The organism is Massilistercora timonensis (genome assembly GCF_048354975.1).
Taxonomy (GTDB): domain Bacteria; phylum Bacillota; class Clostridia; order Lachnospirales; family Lachnospiraceae; genus Massilistercora; species Massilistercora timonensis.
Map to the genome: position 1 here is coordinate 30,656 of NZ_DBGCJQ010000077.1, position 18,257 is coordinate 48,912.

General features: G+C 55.1%; 21 protein-coding genes, 1 pseudogene and 1 other annotated feature. Of the genes and pseudogenes, 18 read left to right on the forward strand and 4 right to left on the reverse strand.

The genetic code is table 11. The features are described from left to right. Positions 1 to 17: 17 nt before the first annotated feature. Complete coding sequence (locus ACML7B_RS07340) at positions 18 to 491, reverse strand: MazG family protein (protein ID WP_418540273.1); 474 nt, start codon at positions 489 to 491, stop codon at positions 18 to 20. 423 nt (positions 492 to 914) lie between these two features. On the opposite strand from ACML7B_RS07340, the gene ACML7B_RS07345 reads away from it, so the two are divergent. From ACML7B_RS07345 to spoVAE, 15 genes are all read left to right on the forward strand, one after another. After that, positions 915 to 998, forward strand: a complete 84-nt coding sequence (locus tag ACML7B_RS07345) for a putative holin-like toxin (RefSeq protein ID WP_418540309.1) — start codon at positions 915 to 917, stop codon at positions 996 to 998. Between the two features lie 225 nt (positions 999 to 1,223). Beyond that, positions 1,224 to 1,468, forward strand: a binding site (T-box leader). 69 nt (positions 1,469 to 1,537) lie between these two features. Next, positions 1,538 to 4,195, forward strand: a complete 2,658-nt coding sequence (locus ACML7B_RS07350; protein ID WP_418540275.1) for a valine--tRNA ligase — start codon at positions 1,538 to 1,540, stop codon at positions 4,193 to 4,195. A 26-nt stretch (positions 4,196 to 4,221) separates the two neighbouring features. Beyond that, positions 4,222 to 6,426, forward strand: a complete 2,205-nt coding sequence (locus ACML7B_RS07355; RefSeq protein ID WP_418540276.1) for an LTA synthase family protein — start codon at positions 4,222 to 4,224, stop codon at positions 6,424 to 6,426. Then, complete coding sequence (locus tag ACML7B_RS07360; RefSeq protein WP_418540279.1) at positions 6,426 to 7,751, forward strand: bifunctional folylpolyglutamate synthase/dihydrofolate synthase; 1,326 nt, start codon at positions 6,426 to 6,428, stop codon at positions 7,749 to 7,751. Before ACML7B_RS07355 ends, ACML7B_RS07360 begins: the two co-directional genes overlap by 1 nt. Next, positions 7,744 to 7,878, forward strand: a complete 135-nt coding sequence (locus ACML7B_RS07365) for a hypothetical protein (RefSeq protein WP_278309158.1) — start codon at positions 7,744 to 7,746, stop codon at positions 7,876 to 7,878. The genes ACML7B_RS07360 and ACML7B_RS07365 overlap by 8 nt, the downstream gene beginning before the upstream one ends. A gap of 17 nt (positions 7,879 to 7,895) precedes the next feature. Next, positions 7,896 to 9,290 carry a tetratricopeptide repeat protein gene (locus tag ACML7B_RS07370; RefSeq protein ID WP_418540282.1) on the forward strand — a complete coding sequence of 465 codons (1,395 nt, stop codon included), beginning with the start codon at positions 7,896 to 7,898 and terminating at the stop codon, positions 9,288 to 9,290. Positions 9,291 to 9,403: 113 nt separating this feature from the next. Next, positions 9,404 to 9,715: an anti-sigma factor antagonist gene (locus ACML7B_RS07375; RefSeq protein WP_346707173.1), complete on the forward strand. Its 312-nt coding sequence runs from the start codon at positions 9,404 to 9,406 to the stop codon at positions 9,713 to 9,715. A gap of 1 nt (position 9,716) precedes the next feature. Next, complete coding sequence (gene spoIIAB / locus ACML7B_RS07380) at positions 9,717 to 10,172, forward strand: anti-sigma F factor (protein ID WP_106789700.1); 456 nt, start codon at positions 9,717 to 9,719, stop codon at positions 10,170 to 10,172. Next, on the forward strand, positions 10,151 to 10,864 hold the full coding sequence (locus tag ACML7B_RS07385) for a SigF/SigG family RNA polymerase sporulation sigma factor (protein ID WP_418540284.1): 714 nt from the start codon (positions 10,151 to 10,153) through the stop codon (positions 10,862 to 10,864). The genes spoIIAB and ACML7B_RS07385 overlap by 22 nt, the downstream gene beginning before the upstream one ends. Before the next feature lie 68 nt (positions 10,865 to 10,932). Then, entirely contained in the window at positions 10,933 to 11,091 is a 159-nt protein-coding gene (locus tag ACML7B_RS07390; protein ID WP_418540287.1) for a hypothetical protein, read from the forward strand. Further along, positions 11,088 to 11,768 (forward strand): stage V sporulation protein AA, encoded by a 681-nt coding sequence (locus ACML7B_RS07395; RefSeq protein WP_418540289.1) that lies wholly within the window; start codon positions 11,088 to 11,090, stop codon positions 11,766 to 11,768. The genes ACML7B_RS07390 and ACML7B_RS07395 overlap by 4 nt, the downstream gene beginning before the upstream one ends. Then, complete coding sequence (locus ACML7B_RS07400; RefSeq protein ID WP_418540292.1) at positions 11,722 to 12,144, forward strand: stage V sporulation protein AB; 423 nt, start codon at positions 11,722 to 11,724, stop codon at positions 12,142 to 12,144. Before ACML7B_RS07395 ends, ACML7B_RS07400 begins: the two co-directional genes overlap by 47 nt. Before the next feature lie 79 nt (positions 12,145 to 12,223). Next, the gene (locus ACML7B_RS07405; protein ID WP_346707168.1) at positions 12,224 to 12,694 is read left to right on the forward strand and encodes a SpoVA/SpoVAEb family sporulation membrane protein; all 471 of its coding nucleotides are present in this window, start codon (positions 12,224 to 12,226) and stop codon (positions 12,692 to 12,694) included. 29 nt (positions 12,695 to 12,723) lie between these two features. Beyond that, positions 12,724 to 13,728 carry a stage V sporulation protein AD gene (locus ACML7B_RS07410; RefSeq protein WP_418540294.1) on the forward strand — a complete coding sequence of 335 codons (1,005 nt, stop codon included), beginning with the start codon at positions 12,724 to 12,726 and terminating at the stop codon, positions 13,726 to 13,728. An 85-nt stretch (positions 13,729 to 13,813) separates the two neighbouring features. After that, the gene (gene spoVAE / locus ACML7B_RS07415; RefSeq protein WP_106789705.1) at positions 13,814 to 14,170 is read left to right on the forward strand and encodes a stage V sporulation protein AE; all 357 of its coding nucleotides are present in this window, start codon (positions 13,814 to 13,816) and stop codon (positions 14,168 to 14,170) included. Between the two features lie 44 nt (positions 14,171 to 14,214). On the opposite strand, the gene ACML7B_RS07420 is transcribed toward spoVAE, so the two are convergent. Next, positions 14,215 to 14,505: a hypothetical protein gene (locus ACML7B_RS07420; protein ID WP_418540296.1), complete on the reverse strand. Its 291-nt coding sequence runs from the start codon at positions 14,503 to 14,505 to the stop codon at positions 14,215 to 14,217. A 30-nt stretch (positions 14,506 to 14,535) separates the two neighbouring features. Beyond that, complete coding sequence (locus ACML7B_RS07425) at positions 14,536 to 14,799, reverse strand: hypothetical protein (protein ID WP_418540299.1); 264 nt, start codon at positions 14,797 to 14,799, stop codon at positions 14,536 to 14,538. Between the two features lie 161 nt (positions 14,800 to 14,960). Here ACML7B_RS07425 and malQ point away from each other — a divergent pair, with 161 nt between their 5' ends. From malQ to ACML7B_RS07440, 3 genes are read left to right on the forward strand one after another with little or no spacing between them, the layout of a single operon-like run. Continuing rightward, entirely contained in the window at positions 14,961 to 16,034 is a 1,074-nt protein-coding gene (gene malQ / locus ACML7B_RS07430) for a 4-alpha-glucanotransferase (protein ID WP_418540302.1), read from the forward strand. Positions 16,035 to 16,087: 53 nt separating this feature from the next. Then, on the forward strand, positions 16,088 to 16,411 hold the full coding sequence (locus tag ACML7B_RS07435) for a 4-alpha-glucanotransferase (RefSeq protein ID WP_418540312.1): 324 nt from the start codon (positions 16,088 to 16,090) through the stop codon (positions 16,409 to 16,411). Positions 16,412 to 16,430: 19 nt separating this feature from the next. Then, on the forward strand, positions 16,431 to 18,068 hold the full coding sequence (locus ACML7B_RS07440) for a glycoside hydrolase family 13 protein (protein WP_418540305.1): 1,638 nt from the start codon (positions 16,431 to 16,433) through the stop codon (positions 18,066 to 18,068). On the opposite strand, the pseudogene ACML7B_RS07445 reads toward ACML7B_RS07440, so the two are convergent. Then, positions 18,065 to 18,257 (reverse strand): annotated as a pseudogene (locus tag ACML7B_RS07445) (hypothetical protein); the annotation flags it as partial. The gene ACML7B_RS07440 and the pseudogene ACML7B_RS07445 sit on opposite strands and share 4 nt — an antisense overlap.

The window sequence follows — 18,257 nt, forward strand, 5'->3', positions numbered from 1 at the left end:
AAATACCACGTCCCCAACTATGCAAATCCTTTCCGTTTCCTTGCGGTGTCGATCAGTTCTTCCGCCTCGTCGAAGGCGGCCGGGAGATAGGATTCTGCCCATTCTTTCCCGGCTTTTTCCTGCTTTTTGATCTCGGCCCAGTTGGTCAGGACTTCTTCGGAATCGGCGACTTCCACCGTGCCGAACACATGGGGGTGACGGCGGATCATTTTGTCTATGACGGTCTGGATCACATCGTCCATGGTGAAGAGCCCTTCTTCTTTGGCGATCTGGGCGTGCATAACAATCTGCAGCAGAAGATCGCCCAGTTCTTCTTTGAGATTCTCCGGGTCTCCGGTCTGATCCAGGATGTTGATCCCGCAGATCACCTCGGCGGCCTCTTCGATGCAGCCTTTCTTCAGGCTGGCGTGGGTCTGTTCCCGGTCCCATGGGCACCCGTCGGGGGCGCGCAGGCTGGCGATGATGGCTTCAAATTCTTCGAATTTTGTCATGTTTGTAACTCCTTCCTTTTTTCCTTGTAAAGGATCTGCGGTCATGCTATACTTTTTTTATTCTCAAACAGATCCAATAGATTTCTATCCATTCTTATCATTTAACAAATTTCTTTGAGATCCCATTGGAAATAGTATATTTACCCAGGCAGCCGGGAGGGCGCGCATATCATCCGCCTGAGTCTTGATTACAGCAATCCTGAATCTGAAAAGTAAGTAAGCCGCCCTGTCCCTGGAAAAGATAGGCGGCTTGCTTAGCTGGTTATTTTGCCGGGCGGATAGGTTTGCTCTATCTTCCGGCTGTCTTGTTAAATATATTATAGCAGAGAGACTTGAAAAGTCAACGAAGGATAGTATATTTACCCAGGCAGCCGAGGGGCGCGCTGATTCCCGATCTGAGTCTTGCAGAAAGGGGAAATGCCTATGAGTACATATGAAGAATTCATGGTCTTACTGACGATCGGTCTTTTGATCATTGCAATTCTGAATTTGAAAAATGGGAAATAGCCGTCCTCGTCTCTGGTAAAAGATTGAACGGCTATTTCAGATAGCTTATTAAATTAAGTCGCCAGATCGGGTAGCTCGCCCCACCCGTTGGCTGTCTTGTTAAATATATTATAGCAGACGACTCTGAAAAGTCAACGAAGGATCCTGCCCAGAGGCTTCTTAAAATTCTATTAATATCCTTGACAAAATCCCCTGCGCTGGCTATCATATTCAATAGTTTATGTGCAAAAGGCGATGAAGAAGAGGAGTACGCGAACCTCATGCTGACAGAGAAGGCCGCCCGCAGGCTGAGAGGGGCCCCAGAAGAGATGAGGCGCGGAAGGTAGCTTTAGAGCCGGATCGCTGAACCCGCCGCAGAGGCGGACAAGTAAGCGGTCCCGGAGTCGTTCCCGTTAAAGAATAAGATGAGATATATGGAGGAATCTCTTCTATATAATGAAGGTGGTACCGCGAGAACAATCGCCCTTTACAGATGTGTAAAGGGTTTTTTCTTTTACAAATGTGAAAATTGTGTGAAAAGCGAGAATGAGGAGGATACTATGAGCCAGAACCTGGAAAAGACCTACAATCCCAAAGAGATTGAGCCAAAGCTGTATGAGAAATGGTGTGAGAAGGAATATTTCCATGCGGAGGTGGACCGCAGCAGAAAACCGTTTACTACGGTGATGCCGCCTCCGAATATTACCGGAAAGCTGCACATGGGCCACGCCCTTGACAATACCCTGCAGGATATCATCATCCGTTACAAAAGAATGCAGGGCTACAATACGCTGTGGGTTCCGGGAACGGACCATGCCGCCATTTCCACGGAAGTAAAGGTGACCAACCAGCTGAAAGAAGAAGGCATTGACAAAAAAGAGCTGGGCCGGGAGAAATTCCTGGAGCGTACCTGGCAGTGGAAGGAAGAATACGCGGGAACTATTGAGGGACAGTTAAAGAAGCTGGGCGTGTCCTGCGACTGGGAGCGGGAGCGCTTCACCATGGACGAGGGCTGTTCCAAGGCGGTGGAAGAGGTGTTTATCGAGCTCTATGAGAAGGGCTACATTTACCGGGGGTCCCGGATCATCAACTGGTGTCCGGTGTGCAAGACCTCTCTTTCCGACGCGGAAGTAGAGCACGAAGAGCAGGAAGGCCATTTCTGGCATATTAAATACCCCATCGTGGGGACCGATGATTATCTGGAGATCGCCACCACCCGTCCGGAGACCATGCTGGGCGATACGGCCATCGCGGTACATCCGGATGATGAGCGGTACAAAGATATCGTAGGCAAGACGGCGATCCTGCCGCTGGTGGGAAGAGAGATCCCCATTGTGGCGGATTCTTATGTAGATAAAGAGTTCGGGACCGGCGCGGTAAAGATCACGCCGGCTCACGACCCCAACGACTTCGAGGTGGGCAAGCGTCACAACCTGCCGGAGATCAACATCATGAACGACGACGCCACCATCAATGAGAACGGCGGCAAGTACGCCGGACTGGACCGCTATGAGGCACGGAAGGTGATGGTGAAGGATCTGGAGGAGCAGGGCTATCTGGTGAAGGTAGTTCCCCACTCCCATAACGTTGGAACTCACGACCGCTGCCACACCACCGTGGAACCGCTGGTAAAACAGCAGTGGTTCGTGAAGATGGAAGAGCTGGCCAAGCCGGCTATCCAGGCTGTGAAAAACGGCGACCTGAAGTTTGTGCCGGAGCGGTTTGACAAGATCTACCTGCACTGGCTGGAAAATATCCGCGACTGGTGTATCTCCCGGCAGATCTGGTGGGGACACCGGATCCCTGCCTACTACTGCGATGAGTGCGGCGAGATCGTGGTCTCCCGGGGAATGCCGGAGAAATGCCCCAAATGCGGGTGCACCCATTTCACTCAGGATGAAGACACCCTGGACACCTGGTTCAGTTCCGCCCTGTGGCCCTTCTCCACGCTGGGATGGCCGGACAAGACGGAGGACCTGGACTACTTCTACCCAACAGACGTGCTGGTGACCGGATACGACATCATTTTCTTCTGGGTGATCCGGATGGTATTCTCCGGATATGAACATACCGGAAAATCGCCCTTCCACACCGTGTTCATCCACGGCCTGGTGCGGGATTCCTTAGGCCGCAAGATGAGCAAGTCTTTGGGGAATGGAATTGATCCCCTGGAGATCATTGACCAGTACGGGGCAGACGCCCTGCGTATGACCCTGGTAACCGGAAATGCGCCGGGAAATGATATGCGTTTCTACAACGAACGTGTGGAAGCCAGCCGGAACTTTGCCAACAAAGTATGGAATGCGTCCCGTTTCATTATGATGAACCTGGAAGATAAAAAACTGACTCAGCCGGCAGACTTTAAAGTGCGTCCAGCAGACCGCTGGATCATGTCCAAATGCAACAACCTGGTCAAAGATGTGACCGAGAATATGGATAAATTCGAGCTTGGTATTGCTCTGTCCAAGATCTATGATTTCATCTGGGATGAATTCTGCGACTGGTACATTGAGATCGCCAAGTACCGTATTTATCACGCAGATGAGGATCCGGAAAGCGCCAACGACGCCCTGTGGACTCTGCGGGAGGTACTGAAGAAGGGACTGAAGCTGCTGCATCCGTATATGCCGTTCGTCTCTGAGGAGATCTACAGCAAACTGGTGCCGGAAGAAGAATCTCTGATGATGTCTGACTGGCCGCAGTATGATGAGTCCTGGAATTATCCGATCGCGGAAAATATTGCAGAACATTATAAAGAAATCATCCGCGGCATCCGCAACGTGCGGGCTGAGATGAATGTTCCAAAGAACCGCAAGGCTACGGCCTATGTGGTATGTGAAGACGCTCAGTTGTGTACCGGTCTGGAGATGCTTCGGCAGGCAGCCCGGAATATGGCGGCAGTTAATGATCTGATCATCCAGCACGATACGGTTGGAATACCGGAGGATGCGGTATCCATCGTGGTGCCGGATGCTACAGTATATTTACCATTGGAAGAGTTGATCGATTTTGACCAGGAGCTGGAGCGTCTGACCAAAGAAGAAGCCCGTCTCTCCAAAGAGATCGCCCGGGCGGAAGGTATGCTGAGCAATGAGAAATTCGTCAGCAAGGCGCCGGAAGCCAAGGTGCAGGAAGAGCGGGAGAAACTGGAGACTTACAGACAGATGATGGAGCAGGTACAGGAAAGACTGGAGAGTTTGAAGGCAAAACGCTCCTAAGTGATTCATAAGGGGTTTGTTGACCGATGAAGAAGATCCATTTGAAGAAGCCGGATATCAAAGGAAAGATCCAGCGTTTGAAAAATCTGAAGAAAGAAGATGTAAAAGCCTACTGGAAGGAAAGAAAGGAGCGGCGGGCCCGGATCCTGGAGGAGCGCCGTAACAGCGCATTTGCCAAAAAGATGCAGCCGGTGTGGAAGTGGATGAACCGCCTGTCCCTCTTATTCCATGCTCTTTTGGCCTGCGTGATCAATTTCGCCATCGAGGCCATTTCCCGGCATTCGGTTTTTGAAGCCTGGGGTTATATGACGGAGACGCCGGTGGTGTTCCTTTACAATGCATTTATGATCTTTGTCACCTTCTCGGTGGTTTATCTGTTCCGCCGCAGAGTGTTTGCCAGGATCATCGTCAGCGTGCTCTGGCTGATCCTTGGCGTGGCCAACGGCTATATGCTGCTGAAGCGGGTGACGCCTTTCAACGCCCAGGACCTGAAGGCGGCAACGGAAGGCCTGAGCCTGATCAACAATTATTTCAACGGATTTGAGCTGATCGTGCTGATCGTGGGCGCCGTGGCCGTGGTGATCTGGGTGGTCTCCATGTGGAGGCGGGGCGGCCAGTATACCGGGAAAATGCACCGGTTCCTGGCGCTTGTGGCCATCTGCGTCTGGGGGGCGGTATACAGCTTTGTGGCCAACGCGGCGGTGGAGAACCGGGTGGTGTCCACCTATTTCGGAAATATCGCCTTTGCCTACGAGGATTACGGCCTGCCATACTGTTTTATGGCCAGTCTTTTTAACACGGGGATCAACGAGCCCAACGACTACAGTGAAGAGACCATTGCCAGGATCAGCAAAGACGGGGAGATTACCAGAAATGAGTCCGACGAGCCGGAAGAGGATCTGCCCAACATCCTGTTTGTGCAGCTGGAGTCTTATTTCGACGTGGAGGAAGCGGAATTCTTCACCACTTCCAAAGACGCCTGCCCCAATCTTCACGAAATGTACGATAAATATTCCTCCGGTTATTTCAAGGTTCCTTCCGTAGGAGCCGGAACAGCCAATACAGAGTTCGAGGTGCTTACCGGGATGAACCTGCGGTACTTCGGCCCTGGGGAATATCCCTATAAAACGATCCTGAAGGAAACGCCCTGTGAGAGCGCGGCTACGGCCCTGGAGGCGCTTGGTTACGGAACCCACGCCCTTCACAACAACGGCGGAAACTTCTACAGCCGGGCGCGGGTGTTCAACAACATGGGATTTGACAGCTTTACCAGCAAGGAGTTTATGAACATCCTTCAGCTGACGGAGAATGGCTGGTCCAAGGACGATATCCTGATCGACCACATCGTGGACGCTCTGGATTCCACCAGGCAGCAGGATTTTGTCTTCACCATCAGCGTGCAGGGACACGGGGATTACCCGGAGGAGAAAGTGATCGAGAATCCGGAGATCACGGTGGAAGGCATTGAGGATGAGGCCCTTAAGAATAAATGGGAATACTATGTGAACCAGGTCTACGAGATGGACAAATTCGCGGGGGACCTGGTGGACGCGGTAGAGAAGCGGGGCGAGCCTACAGTGGTGGTCTTCTACGGAGACCATCTGCCCACCATGGGACTGAAGGCGGAGGACTTAAAGGGCCGCTATCTCTACAATACCAACTATGTGATCTGGGACAACATCGGCCTTGAGAAGGAGGACCGGAACATTCCTTCCTACCAGATCATGGCAGATGTATTTGACCGGCTTGGCATCCATTCCGGGACGGTGTTCAACTATCATCAGGAGCGGCGGCAGACCAAGAATTACCTGGCGGACCTGGAGCTGCTGCAGTATGACATCCTCTACGGCGACCAGTATGTGTATGGCGGCAACCCGCCGATCACGGAAGGCCATATGGTGATGGGAGTCCGGGATGTATCGCTGACGGACATCGTACCCCATCTGGACGGGGGCTACAGCCTGTACGGAGAGAATTTTACAGCCTATACCAGGGTCTATGTCAACGGGGAGGAGCAGGAGAAGAAATTCCTGAACAATACCAGGATCGACCTGCCTTCGACAGAACTGAAGGAAGGGGATGTGATCTACACCTGCCAGTATGGATCCAGCGACACCCTGTTCCGCAAAGCCGATGACTATATTTACCAGGATGGGAAGCTAACGGAAGTAAAAGACACAGGAACGGACAAGACCCGGTCCTGGGTAGAGCAGACCGGCGAGGAAGAATAATGAAGTGCCCCGGGGATTACCAAAAAGCAGTGGAATATATTGAGGAGCTTCCCAGGTTCACGAAGAAGCATTCTCTGGACCATACCAGAGAATTCCTTCGTCTCCTGGGAGATCCGGGCCTGGACCGCAGGATCATCCATGTGGCGGGGACCAACGGGAAGGGTTCGGTGTGCGCCTGTCTGCAGGCCATCCTCCAGGCGGAGGGGAAGCGGTGTGGATTTTTCACCTCCCCTCATCTGGTGACCATCAATGAGCGGATCCAGATCGGCCGTAAGCCGGTGGAAGACCCGGTGTTTTACCAGGTGTTCTGCCAGGCGTGGGAGGCGGCTCGGGACATGGAAGAAGCAGGGATGGGCCATCCTTCCTATTTTGAATTCCTGTTTGGGATGGGAATGGCGGCATTTGCCCGGACGGACGTGGAGTATGTGATCCTGGAGACTGGTCTGGGAGGGAGGCTGGACGCCACCAATGCGCCGGAACACCCGGCCCTTGCCATCATTACCTCCATCAGTCTGGACCACACCGATATCCTGGGAAATACCATTGAAGAGATCGCCGCGGAGAAGGCGGGGATCATCAAACCAGGGGTTCCGGTGCTTTTTGACGGGAGCAGTACAAGGGCGGCAGCAGTGATCCGAAAGACCGCCGCCAGGGTGGGAGCGCCCTGTAGAGAAATCTCGAAAAATGCGTTCGAAATCCTGGAAGTTCACAGAAACGATATTGCATTTTCCAGACGGAATGCGTATGATAGAGATGTTATCTGGCACGTGCCTCTGTGCGGGGCCTACCAGGTGATGAACACAGAGATCGCCCTGGAGGCGGCGGAGGAGCTGTTAAAGGACGAGAAGATCCACCGCAAGCGGTGGCCGGGCGCCCTGGCCGCCGTAAAGTGGGAAGGCCGCATGGAACAGGCGGCGCCCCATCTCATTGTGGACGGCGCCCACAATCCGGGAGCCGTGGAGGCATTTATCCGGAATGTGGAGCTGCTGGAAGGAGAGCAGCCCCGGCCCCGTCAGCCGGTGGTGGTATTCGCGGCGGCTTCAGACAAGAAGTATGAGGAGATGGCGCGCTTTCTTTGTGAAAAACTGAAGGCAAAAGCCTATATCGCTACAGAGTTTGACGACAGAAGAGCAGTCCCGGCAGAGGAGCTGGGGCGGCTTTTTGAAACTTATACCAGAGAGAAGGTTCTCGTTAAGAGAACGCCGGCGGAAGCGCTGGAAGCGGCATTTTCCCTGCGGGAGGAAGGAGAAGTCTACTGTGTGGGCTCCCTGTATCTGGTGGGGGAAGTGAAGAGATTATTGGCAGGAGGCGATCAGCATGCTTGATTTTGAAGAAGAACTGAAGAAGTTCCAGCCCAGCCTGGAAGTGGAAGATATCGAGAACGCGGTCTATCAGGAGGATCTGACAGACATGACAGACATTCTGCGGGAAATGATCGAGCAGACAAAGTAAAGAAGGATCAGTCATTTATGGAGTATACAACGAAACTGGTGTACCAGTCCAACTACTGGTATAACGACGGACTGCAGAAGGCAAAGATCCGGGATCTGTCCGGCGCGGTCAAATCTCTCCGTAAAAGCCTCCAGTACAACCAGGCCAACATCGCGGCCAGGAACCTTCTGGGGCTTGTGTATTACGGCCGGGGGGATGTGATCGAGGCGCTGGTGGAGTGGATCTTGAGCAAGAACATCCAGTCCCACGACAATATCGCCAACTATTATATCAGCAAAGTACAGGAAGTTCCCGGAGAGCTGGAGACCATCAACCAGGCAGTGAAGCGGTTTAACCAGAGCCTGGATTACGCCCGGCAGAACGGGGAGGACCTGGCCATCATACAACTGAAGAAGGTGGTGGCGGCGCACCCCACCTATGTGAAGGCCTATCAGCTTTTGGCCCTCCTCTATATCCATACGGAGCAGTACGGCAGCGCCCGCACCATGCTGCGGACGGCCCACGCGCTGGATAAGACGGATGAGATCACCCTGCGGTATATGCACGAACTCAACCAGATCCGCAAGTCCCGGACGTTGAACATCAAGGAGCGGGACACCGGCAAGCAGGAGCAGCAGACGGTGACCTACAGTATCGGAAACGAGACCATCATCCAGCCGGTGCCCACAGGCCTGAAGGAGAATTCCGGCCTGCACACTCTTGTGAATATCGCCATCGGGCTGGCGGTGGGAATTGCATTTATGTGGTTCCTGGTCATGCCCGCTGTGACTACATCCCGGCAGAAGGAGACCAACCAGCAGACCGCTCAGTTCAGCGACCAGATCGCGGAGCAGGACGCCCAGATCAGCGCCCTGCAAAAAGAACTGGAGGAATACCGCTCTACCAGCAAGGAGAGCGAGAATGCCAAGGCCACTGCGGAATCCACCCAGGAGAGCTACGAGGCGGTGATCAGCGTTTACCAGCATTTTAACGCCCATGATATGAGCGATAACGCCATGCTGGAGGAGATGCTCAAGATCAATCCGGATTCTCTGGGCACCCAGGGGCGGGACCGGTATGAGGAGATCCGGGATTCTCTGTATCCCAGGATGTGTGAGAAATTATACAACACATCCCAGCAAAATTTTCAGGTGGCCAATTATAAGAGCGCCATCTCCAACCTGGAGCAGGTGATGGAGATGGATGAAGGCTATCAGGACGGCCAGGCCATGCTGCTTCTGGCCCAGTCCTATGAAAAGAACGGGGATCAGGACAAAGCCAATCTCCGGTACCAGCAGATCCTGGAGGATCATAAGGACACCGAGGCGGCGAAAGATGCCCAGGAGGCGCTGGACGCCCAGAAGACCAAGAAGGCTGACGGAGAGGATGAGCAGGACACAGAAGACGGTTCCCAGGGAGAAACTCAGGAATAAGGATCAAAATAAGATACAAAAGAGAAGGATACGTGGAAAAGACCACGTGTCCTTTTTCTTTTGCTGTAAAATGCTGCCCAGGAGGCATAAAAACAGGAGAAAGGGGAGAAACTATGGAGTACCAGGTGCAGGAAAACTGCCTGACCATCTTTCTTCCGCATGAGCTGGACCACCACAATGCGGAAACTATCCGGAAAGAATCGGATCACCTGATCGACCGGAACCATATCCGGTATGTGATCTTTGATTTCGCCCGGACGAATTTCATGGACAGTTCCGGGATCGGGGTGATCATGGGGAGGTATAAAAGGATCTATATGCTGGGAGGGGAGGTGTGCGCTGTGCACACAAACGAAAGGATGAGGAAGATATTGACCATGTCGGGAATAACGAAAATCATGCAGATCTATGAGGAGGACAGATAAAATGGAAAATACCAATGAAATGGAACTGATCTTTGACAGCCGCTCGTCCAACGAATCCTTCGCCCGGGTGACGGTGGCGGCATTTATGACATCTCTGAATCCCACGGTGGAGGAGGTGTCCGATGTGAAGACCGCCGTCTCCGAGGCGGTGACCAACGCCATCATCCACGGGTATGAGAATGAGGTACATAACATCACCATCCGCTGCCGCACCCAGGAGAAGACTCTGTATCTGGAGGTGGAGGACCAGGGAAGGGGGATCGAAGATGTGGAGCAGGCCATGGAGCCTTTGTTTACCACCAAGCCGGAACTGGACCGGTCGGGGATGGGATTTTCCTTCATGGAGGCTTTCATGGACGATCTGGAGGTGATCTCCGCGCCGGGGAAAGGAACCTGTGTGAAAATGAAGAAGGTCATCGGAAAAGGACGGAAACTATGGACCACACAGTCGCTTTGATCAGCAGATCCCATCAGGGGGACGAAGGGGCAAGGGCACAGCTGGTCCGGGAAAATGAAGGATTGGTCTGGTGTGTGGTAAAGCGGTTTAAGAACCGGGGAGCAGAGGCGGAGGATCTGTTCCAGATCGGCAATATCGGCCTTCTGAAGGCCATTGACAAGTTTGACCTGACATTTGGGGTGAAATTCTCCACCTACGCGGTGCCCATGATCTCCGGGGAGATCAAACGGTTCCTCCGGGACGACGGTCTTCTGAAGGTGAGCCGCTCCCTAAAGGAGCTTGCCGGGCGGGCCGGAGCCTGCCGGGAGGAGCTTCGGGAGCGTCTGGGGCGGGAGCCTACCGTGACGGAGATCGCCGGGGAACTGGGGGTGGAGCAGGAAGAGCTTGCCATGGCCCTGGAGGCCGGGGGAGAGGTGGAATCCCTGCAAAAACCCATTTTCCAGAAGGACGGGCAGGAGATCCGCCTCATGGACAAGCTTCCCCAAGAGGAAAGCGGGGAGGAGAAAATGCTGGACCACATGCTTTTGGACCAGCTTCTGTCGGAGCTTGGAAGCCAGGAGAGACGGCTTATCTACCTGCGGTATTTCGCGGAGCAGACCCAGTCCCAGGTGGGGGAGGAGCTGGGGATCTCCCAGGTGCAGGTGTCCAGGCTGGAGAAGAAGATCCTGAGACAGATGAGAGAGAAGATCTGACAGGCGCGCCTGCGTATATTTTTCGCGAACAGGGTCATACTAAGGGAAAAGAAAAGGGGTGTGATGGTATGGATGAAGCGAGAAAGAAGCTGCGGGTGTGCCTGATCTGCGTAGTGGCTGCGGCTGTGATCCTGGGACTTGTCTACTGCCTGATGGATGTGGGGAGCGAGACGGCGGTCAGCGACGGGACGCTGGTGCAGACGGAGAAGGCAGAGAGAAGGTCATGACGAAAAGCCGGCAGGAGACTGTCTATCTTAAGGCGGAGCGGAACGTGGAGGTGCATGGACCGGAAGTAACCCTGGGGGACGTAGTTCAGATCCTCTGCGGCGACCCGGGGATGGCGGGACGGATCCGGCAGATCCCGCTCCTTAAGTTTACGCCGGGGAAGAGGAGGCAGGACCGGGTAGTGGTATCCGTCCTCCGGGTGGTGGAGTGTATCCGGGATTTGTATCCCCAGGCGGAGATCCAGAACCTGGGGGAGCCGGATTTTATCGTGACCTATGAGCCCGGGAAGGATACCGGCGGCTTCTTCCACGGGCTGAAAGTGGCGGTAGTGGCCCTCTGCAGTTTCACAGGGGCTGCATTTTCCGTGATGGCCTTCAATAACGACGTGGACGTGACGAAGTTGTTCGGGCAGATCTATCAGCTGGTGACCGGGGCGAGAAGCGACGGGTTCACCATTCTGGAACTGACTTATTGTATCGGGATGGTCATCGGGATCCTGGTATTCTTCGACCATTTCGGAAAGAAGCGGTTCTCCGCCGAGCCCACGCCGCTGGAGGTGGAGATGCGCCTTTACGAGAAGGATATCCAGACCACGCTGATCGATAACAGTTCCAGAAAGGGGAGTGAGCTGGATGTGGGAGATATTCCGCCAGGTCCTTCTGGTTCTTCTGGGTCTTAGCGCCGGGTTCGCGGCGGCGGCAGGACTCTTTTCCTTCATCATCGGCCTGGGGGTAGTGTCTGATTTTGCGGACCGGACCCACACCGGGGAGCACGTACTGCTCTATGAGACCAGCGTGGCGCTGGGTGGGATCCTGGGCAACGTGTTCCTGGTATATCAGGTGGCCATCCCCGGCGGCGGGTGGCTTCTGCCGGTCTTCGGGCTGGCCGCCGGGATCTTCACCGGCTGCTGGGCCATGGCCCTGGCCGAGATCCTGAATGTCTTCCCCATCTTCGCCCGCCGGGCAAGACTGACCCGGGGTATCGCCTGGGTGATCCTGGGGATCGCGCTGGGGAAAGGCCTGGGGGCGCTGGTGTTCTTCTGGCAGCGGTGGTAAGGTGGGGACGTGGTATTTTCGAAAATACCACGTCCCAGATTGAAAATACCCTGTCCCTTTTTGAAAAAACCCTTGAAAAATGGAGGTTATCGTGGACAAGCAGCAAAAACAGGATGCGTATAAAAATTATGTGAAGCAAAAGACGCCGATGCACAGCCTGCCGGTGAATATGGCCCGGGCGTTTGTGACCGGCGGCGTGATCTGCGTTATCGGCCAGGGGATCTTGAATTACTGCGCCCGCCTGGGGATGGATAAGGACAGCAGCGGCAGCTGGGCGTCGCTCCTTCTGATTCTTTTGAGTGTGGTGCTGACAGGATTTGGTCTGTATCCCAGGCTGGCCAAATGGGGCGGCGCCGGGGCGCTGGTTCCGATCACGGGATTCGCCAACTCTGTGGCGGCCCCGGCCATCGAGTACCAGAAGGAAGGCCAGGTGCTGGGGATCGGCTGCAAGATCTTTACCATCGCCGGACCGGTGATCTTATACGGAATCTTTACCAGCTGGCTTCTGGGGCTGGGGTATTGGAGTTTCAAATGTCTTGGTATTCTATAGAACGGCTGCGGCTAAAGGAGATGGGAACAATGATGACGGGAAAACAGAGTATCGCATTTCCCCATGCGCCCTATGTGCTGGGAAGTGGATCTGTGGCGGGAAAGAAAGAAGGAGAAGGCCCGCTGGGAAAATATTTTGACGCAGTGTGCGAGGAGCCGCTTTTTGGCGAAGATACCTGGGAGGCGGCGGAAAGCGCCCTGCAGCGCCAGGCCTGCGTGCTGGCTCTGGGGAAGACTCACAGGAAACCGGAGGAGGTGCGGTTCCTGTTCGGCGGCGATCTCCTGCGGCAGGGCACGGCCACGTCCCTTGGAGTGGAGAATTTCCAGATCCCGCTGTTTGGTCTCTACGGGGCCTGTTCCACCTCCGGGGAAGCCCTGGCCCTGGCGGCGATGAGCGTTGCGGCGGGGTATGGGGAAAATGTGCTGGCCGTCACCTCCAGCCATTTCGCCAGCGCGGAGAAAGAGTTCCGGTTCCCGCTGAATTATGCCAGCCAAAGGCCGTTGTCCGCCCAGTGGACTGTCACCGGCGCCGGAGCCTTCCTTGTGGGAAAAGAGCCGGCCCATGTGAAGATCACCGGGATCACCGTGGGGAAGATTGTGGATTACGGGCTGAAGGATTCCCAGAATATGGGTGCCTGCATGGCGCCCGCGGCCTGCGACACCATCGCCCGGAATCTGGAAGATTTTGAGCGGGACCCCGAGGATTACAGTCGGATCATCACCGGGGATCTGGGATATGTGGGCCAGAGCATCCTTCTGGATCTGATGGACGAAAAAGGGCTGGATATCCGGGCCAAACATATGGACTGCGGGATCCTGATCTTCGACCAGCAGACCCAGGATACCCATGCCGGCGGCAGCGGCTGCGGCTGCGCCGCAGTCACCCTTGCCTCCTATATCCTGCCCAAAGTAGAAAAAGGAGAGTGGGAGCGGGTACTGTTTGTACCCACGGGGGCGCTGATGTCCACCGTCAGCTTCAACGAAGGGGCCAGCGTGCCCGGAATCGCCCACGGAATCGTACTTGAGCACTGTTAGAGATCAAAAAGGGACAGGGTATTTTCAATCTGGGACGTGGTATTTTCGAAAATACCACGTCCCCAATTAAAAAAGAGGTGTAAAAATGGACTATTTTAAGGCGTTTCTTATCGGCGGCCTGATCTGCGCCCTGGCGCAGATCCTGCTGGACCGGACCAAACTTATGCCGGGGCGGATCATGGTGCTGTTGGTGTGCAGCGGCGCGGTCCTGGGGGCCCTGGGCCTTTATCCTCCCTTCCAGGAGTTCGCCGGGGCGGGGGCCAGCGTGCCGCTGATCGGGTTTGGCAATCTTCTGTGGAACGGGGTAAGGGAGGCTGTGGATCAGGAGGGGTTCCTGGGGATCTTCCTTGGCGGGTTCAAAGCCAGCGCCGCCGGGATCTCTGCCGCCCTGGTCTTCGGCTACCTTGCCTCTCTGGTCTTTGAGCCTAAGATGAAGAAATAGAAGGGCAGCATAAAAGCATAAAAAATAAGATGCGCTGAAAACCTTCAGAAACGCATCTTATTTTTTTCACATTCTTTCCAGTATTCCTGCTTTTCTTCGTAAGAAGTGTTCAGCCACCGGATAGCTTCCTCCAGCCCTTCCGGGGTAAACGGGAACTCCCGCAAAGTCTTGTCTTCCTCCGGCGCGGCCTCAAAGCACCAGGGCTCCGGATAGATCCAGACGCTTACGGTATCGCTGTCCTTGGGGGCGTGCAGGCGGAAGCGCATGCCCTGGTGGGACCCGCTGTAGGGCTGCTTTTTCAGATATTTGACGGAAAGACCTGCGGTTTGGATCATAAAAGTCTCCTTCCCGGCACGGTGCCTGTTTTATTCTTCAATGATCTCGATCTCCAGATAATCGAAATCAATGGAATCTACGAAATTATCCTGATAAAACCGGGCCTTGTCGTGGCGCTTGAATTCCTCGATGGTAGAGTCCAGCCAGATGGGCTTGCTCAAATCGAACTGGTAACAGATCTCATCCAGGGCGTGGAAGATCTTGTGGGTCCGGGTGTCTTCTGTGTCGTCGCAGATCACGGTGTCCCGCACCAGACGGTTGTCTTTCCATTCTTTTCCCCATAAACGGAACATGGCAGTCACCTCCTGTCATCAGATAGTACCAATATAAATCTTTTTCCGGAAAATGTAAATGTCAATTTAGTATAGCCGAAGGTCACAAACGTAAATTGAAAAACCTGGTGCAATCGGATAAAATAAGACCATATACAAGCGACACCGAAAGGAGGACCACCATGAGAGAATCAGGCGTCCTTATGCCCGTCTCCGCCCTTCCCTCCCCCACCGGCGTGGGAGAGCTGGGCCGACAGGCACACCAATTCATAGAACTCCTTAGCAGGAACGGGGTGAAGATCTGGCAGATCCTGCCGCTGAACCCGGTTGGCTACGGCAACTCCCCCTACCAGCCCTATTCCTCCTGCGCGGGGGACGAGATCTATATAAGTCTGGAGTCTTTACAGGAGGAGGGGCTTCTGGAAAAGCTGCCGGAGCCATTTCTGGAAGGGGAGACCCGGGTGCGCTACGATCAGGTCCGGGCCTTCAAGGACCCCTTCCTGCGGGAAGCCTTCGCCAGGTTCCAGCCCACAGACGACTACCGGGAATTTATCGCCCAGTCCTGGGTGGAAGAATACGGCGTCTTCCGGGCCCTGAAACGGGCCAACGGCGGCGTCTGCTGGAATGAGTGGAAGGAGGCGGACAAAGCCTGGCCGGAGGAGCGAAGCCCCCTTCCCGCAGACGTGGAGGCAGAGGCGGCCTATCAGATGTTCCTTCAGTACCTGTTTTACCGCCAGTGGATGAAGGTGCGGGAGAAGGCCCGTGAAAATAGGATCCGCATTATGGGGGACGTTCCCTTCTACGTGGGGATCGATTCCGTGGACGTGTGGGCGGGGAAGAAAAACTTCCTTCTGGACCGGGACGGACGGGCCACCTTCATCGCGGGAGTGCCGCCGGATTATTTCAGCGCCACCGGCCAGCGCTGGGGCAACCCCATCTACGACTGGGATTACCTGAAGGAGACGGGCTACCGGTTCTGGGTAGACCGCATCGGCTATGACCAGAAGTTGTTTGACATGATCCGGATCGACCACTTCCGGGCCTTTGACACCTACTGGAAGATCCCGGCCTCCTGTCCTACAGCTATAGAGGGAAAATGGATCGAGGCGCCGGGGTACGAAGTGCTGGACACCCTTCTTGAGCGCCTGCCGGGGGTAAACCTGGTGGCGGAAGACCTGGGCGACCTGCGCCCGGAGGTGCTGACCCTGAAGGAGCACTACCATCTGAAAGGCATGAAGATTCTGATCTCTCCCTGAAAACAGATGGGAAATACGCTTATGATGAATTTCATGACAGGGAAAATCTGATCATTTACACCGGAACCCATGACAACGACACCCTGATGGAGTGGTATGAGAAGCTGACCATTCCCGCCCGCCGCAAGCTGCGCCGTTTCCTGAAGCGGCAGGGCTGCGGTCAGGGAAGCGTAAAGGACCGGCTTCTTGCCTACACCTGGAAGAGCCGGGCAGAGTATGCCATCGTGCCCATGGCGGATATCCTGGGCCTGGGCCGGGAGGGGCACATCAACACCCCCGGCACGGTGGGATCTCCCAACTGGGAGTGGCGCATGCCGGATATGGATGGGATCGCCGCCGGCCTTGCCAGATACAGAGGGAAAATGAGCAATCGGTAGCAAAGGAGAGGACTTTATCATGGAAAATAAAACAGGAACACAGAGAAAATGGTGGCAGAACGCGGTGGTTTATCAGATCTACCCACGAAGCTTCCAGGACAGTAACGGGGACGGGATCGGCGACATCCCGGGAATCATCCGGAGGCTGGATTACCTGGCGGATCTGGGGATCGACGCCGTGTGGCTTTCCCCGGTCTACCGGTCGCCCCAGGACGACAACGGGTACGATATCTCCGATTATCAGGACATTGACCCTATGTTCGGGACCCTGGAAGATATGGAAGAGTTGATCCGGGAGGCGAAGAAGCGCAACATCCGGATCGTCATGGACCTGGTGCTGAACCATTCCTCCGACGAGCACCGCTGGTTTCAGGAAGCGAAGAAAAGTAAAGACAACCCCTATCACGACTATTATGTCTGGCGGGACGGGAAGGAAGGAGTCCTGCCCAACGAGATGAAATCCGTCTTCGGCGGCCCGGCCTGGGAGTGGGTGCCGGAGGTGGGGCAGTACTATTTCCACCAGTTCTCGGTGAAGCAGCCGGACCTTAACTGGGAAAATGAGAAGGTCCGCCGGGAAATCTACGATATGATCCTGTGGTGGATGGACAAAGGCGTGGGCGGCTTCCGGCTGGACGTGATCGACCAGATCGCCAAAGAGCCGGATCTTGGGATCACCAACAACGGCCCCCGGCTTCATGAATTCATCCGGGAACTGAGCCGGGAGACCTTCCAGAAGGGGGACCTGATCACCGTGGGAGAGGCCTGGGGCGCGGATCCGGAGCGGGCCAAACTCTACAGCAATCCCGACGGAAGCGAATTCTCCATGGTGTTCCAGTTTGAGCACATTTGCCTGGATCAGCAGGAAGGGAAGGAGAAATGGGACCTGGCGCCCCTGTCTCTTGTTAAGCTGAAGGAAAACCTGACCAAATGGCAGAGGGAGCTTATGGACTGCGGCTGGAACAGCCTGTTCTGGGACAACCACGACCTTCCCCGGATCGTGTCCCGGTGGGGAAATGACGGGAAATACCGGGTGGAATCCGCGAAAATGCTGGCTACTGTGCTCCACGGGATGAAGGGGACGCCCTACATCTACCAGGGGGAAGAGCTGGGGATGACCAATGTGCGCTTCCCGGACATCAGCCATTACCGGGATATCGAGACCCTGAACATGTACCGGGAGCGGAAGGCGGCAGGATATCCGGAGGCAGAGATCATGGCCTCCCTCTACGCCAAGAGCCGGGATAACGCCCGTACCCCCATGCAGTGGGACGACGGGACGAACGCAGGATTCACGGAAGGAACGCCCTGGATCGAAGTGAATCCCAACTATCCGGAGATCAATGCCCGGGCGGAGATGGAAGAGGGAGATTCTATTTACCATTATTACCAGAAGCTGATCCGGCTGCGCAAAGACCTTAAGATCTTCGTGGACGGGGATTTCCGCCTTCTGCTGGAAGAAGATCCGGATATCTTCGCCTATGAGCGGCAGGCGGCGGGAGAGAAGCTTCGGGTGATCGCCAACTTTACGGATAAAACAGTTCCCTGCAGCCTTCTTACTGACTGCAGGGAAGAGGAAGTTCTTATTCACAATTACAAATCGCTGCCCAAAGACGGCTGCCTGCGGCCCTACGAGGCAGTGATGGTTTATACGGCCTAAGACGAGGTTTCCTCCAGCCGGATCCTGGCATAATCTTTCATTACCTGAGGAATAGGGATCCGCTGGGGACAGCGTTTCGCGCAGGCGCCGCACTGCAGGCAGGCCTCGGGGCCTTTGGCCTGGGCCAGGCTGGAAAGCTTCCACAGTTCCCCGCCGACAGTGTGTTCGTTGTAAGCCTGGATTAAAAGG

Excerpts from the sequence above, each read along its gene's own strand:
- ACML7B_RS07340 (WP_418540273.1), bottom strand. The coding sequence starts at position 491 with ATGACAAAATTCGAAGAATTTGAAGCCATCATCGCCAGCCTGCGCGCC.
- ACML7B_RS07345 (WP_418540309.1), top strand. The coding sequence starts at position 915 with ATGAGTACATATGAAGAATTCATGGTCTTACTGACGATCGGTCTTTTG.
- ACML7B_RS07350 (WP_418540275.1), top strand. The coding sequence starts at position 1,538 with ATGAGCCAGAACCTGGAAAAGACCTACAATCCCAAAGAGATTGAGCCA.
- ACML7B_RS07355 (WP_418540276.1), top strand. The coding sequence starts at position 4,222 with ATGAAGAAGATCCATTTGAAGAAGCCGGATATCAAAGGAAAGATCCAG.
- ACML7B_RS07360 (WP_418540279.1), top strand. The coding sequence starts at position 6,426 with ATGAAGTGCCCCGGGGATTACCAAAAAGCAGTGGAATATATTGAGGAG.
- ACML7B_RS07365 (WP_278309158.1), top strand. The coding sequence starts at position 7,744 with ATGCTTGATTTTGAAGAAGAACTGAAGAAGTTCCAGCCCAGCCTGGAA.
- ACML7B_RS07370 (WP_418540282.1), top strand. The coding sequence starts at position 7,896 with ATGGAGTATACAACGAAACTGGTGTACCAGTCCAACTACTGGTATAAC.
- ACML7B_RS07375 (WP_346707173.1), top strand. The coding sequence starts at position 9,404 with ATGGAGTACCAGGTGCAGGAAAACTGCCTGACCATCTTTCTTCCGCAT.
- spoIIAB (WP_106789700.1), top strand. The coding sequence starts at position 9,717 with ATGGAAAATACCAATGAAATGGAACTGATCTTTGACAGCCGCTCGTCC.
- ACML7B_RS07385 (WP_418540284.1), top strand. The coding sequence starts at position 10,151 with ATGGACCACACAGTCGCTTTGATCAGCAGATCCCATCAGGGGGACGAA.
- ACML7B_RS07390 (WP_418540287.1), top strand. The coding sequence starts at position 10,933 with ATGGATGAAGCGAGAAAGAAGCTGCGGGTGTGCCTGATCTGCGTAGTG.
- ACML7B_RS07395 (WP_418540289.1), top strand. The coding sequence starts at position 11,088 with ATGACGAAAAGCCGGCAGGAGACTGTCTATCTTAAGGCGGAGCGGAAC.
- ACML7B_RS07400 (WP_418540292.1), top strand. The coding sequence starts at position 11,722 with ATGTGGGAGATATTCCGCCAGGTCCTTCTGGTTCTTCTGGGTCTTAGC.
- ACML7B_RS07405 (WP_346707168.1), top strand. The coding sequence starts at position 12,224 with ATGGAGGTTATCGTGGACAAGCAGCAAAAACAGGATGCGTATAAAAAT.
- ACML7B_RS07410 (WP_418540294.1), top strand. The coding sequence starts at position 12,724 with ATGATGACGGGAAAACAGAGTATCGCATTTCCCCATGCGCCCTATGTG.
- spoVAE (WP_106789705.1), top strand. The coding sequence starts at position 13,814 with ATGGACTATTTTAAGGCGTTTCTTATCGGCGGCCTGATCTGCGCCCTG.
- ACML7B_RS07420 (WP_418540296.1), bottom strand. The coding sequence starts at position 14,505 with ATGATCCAAACCGCAGGTCTTTCCGTCAAATATCTGAAAAAGCAGCCC.
- ACML7B_RS07425 (WP_418540299.1), bottom strand. The coding sequence starts at position 14,799 with ATGTTCCGTTTATGGGGAAAAGAATGGAAAGACAACCGTCTGGTGCGG.
- malQ (WP_418540302.1), top strand. The coding sequence starts at position 14,961 with ATGAGAGAATCAGGCGTCCTTATGCCCGTCTCCGCCCTTCCCTCCCCC.
- ACML7B_RS07440 (WP_418540305.1), top strand. The coding sequence starts at position 16,431 with ATGGAAAATAAAACAGGAACACAGAGAAAATGGTGGCAGAACGCGGTG.